The 2,423-nt window shown below is 66.9% G+C and carries 3 protein-coding genes and 1 pseudogene; 3 read left to right on the plus strand and 1 reads right to left on the minus strand.

The annotated features are described in order from the left end of the window. Nucleotides 1-598, plus strand: a 598-nt coding sequence (locus JCM9942_RS14165; RefSeq protein ID WP_054660474.1) for a thiol:disulfide interchange protein DsbA/DsbL, incomplete at its 5' end; no start/stop codon positions are given. Between the two features lie 72 nt (nt 599-670). Beyond that, a complete protein-coding gene (locus JCM9942_RS14170; RefSeq protein ID WP_172675130.1) occupies nt 671-1,408 on the plus strand; it encodes an endonuclease/exonuclease/phosphatase family protein in 738 nt (245 codons plus the stop codon). A 70-nt stretch (nt 1,409-1,478) separates the two neighbouring features. Here JCM9942_RS14170 and JCM9942_RS14175 read toward each other — a convergent pair whose 3' ends face one another. After that, nucleotides 1,479-1,886, minus strand: a complete 408-nt coding sequence (locus tag JCM9942_RS14175) for an ExbD/TolR family protein (RefSeq protein ID WP_054660477.1) — start codon at nt 1,884-1,886, stop codon at nt 1,479-1,481. Nucleotides 1,887-2,088: 202 nt separating this feature from the next. On the opposite strand from JCM9942_RS14175, the pseudogene JCM9942_RS20295 reads away from it, so the two are divergent. Further along, nucleotides 2,089-2,423, plus strand: a pseudogene (locus JCM9942_RS20295) (lytic murein transglycosylase); the annotation flags it as partial.

The following is a 2,423-nucleotide window of genomic DNA, read 5'->3' on the forward strand; positions in this document are numbered from 1 at the left end:
CGCCGCCCGCCTGGTTGGCCCGGAGCCGGTTGCCGGCACCGACTATGTGGCCATCGAAGGCGGCCAGCCGTTCCAGCCGGCCACCGGCAAGATCGAAGTGGCCGAGATCTTCGGCTATGTCTGCCCGGCCTGCGCCCGCTTCCAGCCGCTGGTGAGCTCGTGGAAGGCCGGCCTGCCGGCGGACGTGAACTTCGTCTACGTGCCGGCCGTGTTCGGCGGCACCTGGGATGACTATGCGCGCGCCTTCTACGCCGCCGAAGCGCTGGGCGTGCAGGACAAGACCCACGATGCGCTGTATTCGGCCATCCACATCGAGCAGACCCTGAAGGGCGAGCGCGGCCGTGACTCGGTCGAGGACATCGCCAACTTCTACGGCAAGCACGGCGTGGCGCCGAAGACCTTCGCCGACACCATGGGCAGCTTCTCGGTTTCGGCCAAGGTCAACCGCGCCAAGCAGTTCGCCCAGCGCAGCAAGATCTCCGGCACCCCGTCGCTGATCGTCAACGGCAAGTACCTGGTCAAGGGCCAGGGCTGGGAAGACATGCTGCGCATCGCCGACCACCTGGTCGCGCGCGAACGCGCCGCCAACGCCCGGTAAGGTATCAAGGGCCTCGGAATCCCGGGGCCCTCCAGTCGCACTATCGTGAAATCCCCCACCAAAACGCTGCGGCTGTTGACCGCGAACATCCAGGCCGGCTCGAGCACCCGTCGCTACAGCGACTATGTGACCCGCAGCTGGTCGCATGCGCTGCCCGCCGGGCAGAAACGCTCCAGCCTGGACGCCATCGCCCAGCTGGCCAGCGGGCATGACATCGTCGGCCTGCAGGAAGCCGATCCGGGCAGCCTGCGCTCGGGCTTCACCAACCAGACCCACTATCTGGCCCAACGCGCCGGCTTCAATTACTGGAGCCACCAGCCGAACCGGCGCATGGGCGGTGTGGCCTCCAGCGCCAACGGCCTGCTCAGCCGCCTGGAGCCGGTGGAGGTGCAGGATCACCCCCTGCCCGGCCGTATCGGCGGCCGTGGCGTGCTGCTGGCCCGTTACGGGGATGGCAAGGAAGGGCTCACCGTGGCCGTGGCGCATCTGTCGCTGGGTACCAATTCGCGCATGTCGCAGCTGGATTTCATCTCCGACCTGCTGAGCGATCACCCCAACGCGGTGCTGATGGGGGACTTCAACTGCATGGCCGATCGTCCGGAGATGCAGCTGCTCTATCGCAAGACCCGGCTGCAGCCACCCGGTTGCCTGGTCCCGACCTTCCCCAGTTGGCGCCCGGAACGGGCCATCGACCATATCCTCACCAGCGACACGCTCAATGTGGTGGATACGCAGGCGGTACCCGCCGCCTATTCGGATCATCTGGCAGTGAAGATGGAAGTCCAGGTGCCGGAAGAAAGCCTGCGCTGATCCACCGCGCAGATACGGGAAAAGGCCGGCAGATTGCCGGCCTTTCCATCGGTGCCATGTCGCGGCGCCGCTATTGCACGAAGGCGATCCGCTCCATCCCGGCGTTGCTGGCCGCCGCCAGAATCCGCGCCATCACGGCGTACTCCGCGCCCGGATCGGTGGCGATGCGCAGCTCCGGCAGATTGCCCGCATGGGCCTGCGCCTGTTCCTGCAGGCGGGTCTGCACATCGGCCAATGCCAGTGGTTGGCCATTCCAGCGGAGCTGGTTGCCGGCATCCACCCGCAATTCGATCGGCGGCGGTGGTTCAAGCCGTGGGGGTGGCGTGGTGGTGGGTTGCGGCAGGGCCACGGGAATCGGATAGGACACCAGCGGTGCGGTCACGATGAAAATGATCAGCAACACCAGCATCACATCCACCAGCGGCGTGACATTGATCTCGGCCAACGGTCCAGAATTGCCCTTCGCACTGAATGCCATGGTCTTCCCCTCCCGTGGAGGCCGCTCGCCTCATGGCCGACACTAGCGCCGATGATGCAAGCGGCGGAGGTCCGCAGCCGACGGATGCAGCCGGCGTTCCGCCTGTCATCCCGGCATCGTTGCGCAGGTCCCGGCCACCGGCATTCATCATCGAGCAGGACTGGCGCACCGCCGTTGACACCCGCGCCGCTATGCTTCGCGCATGAGTCGATTCTCCCTGCTGCCCCTGGGCATTTTCCTTTCGCTGGCCACGGCCGGCCTCCACGCCCAGAACGTGGAGGCGCAGCGCGCCGCCCTGCGTACCGCCATCGCCAATGCCGAGGCCGGCAAAGCCGACGATGCTCGATAAGCGGTCTGCGCAACCATCCCCTGTATGGCTGGCTCGAGTACGCCCGTCTACGCCGCAACATCGACACACTGGCGACCTCGCAGGCGCAGGACTTCCTCAAGCGCTACCAGGGCCAGGCGGTGGCCGAGACGTTCCGCGCGGCGTGGCTGCCGGCGCTGGCCCGCCGCCAGGACTGGCCGACGTTGCTG

The sequence above is a fragment of the Stenotrophomonas pictorum JCM 9942 genome, from assembly GCF_001310775.1.
GTDB lineage: Bacteria > Pseudomonadota > Gammaproteobacteria > Xanthomonadales > Xanthomonadaceae > Stenotrophomonas > Stenotrophomonas pictorum.

Excerpts from the sequence above, each read along its gene's own strand:
- JCM9942_RS14175 (WP_054660477.1), bottom strand. The coding sequence starts at position 1,886 with ATGGCATTCAGTGCGAAGGGCAATTCTGGACCGTTGGCCGAGATCAAT.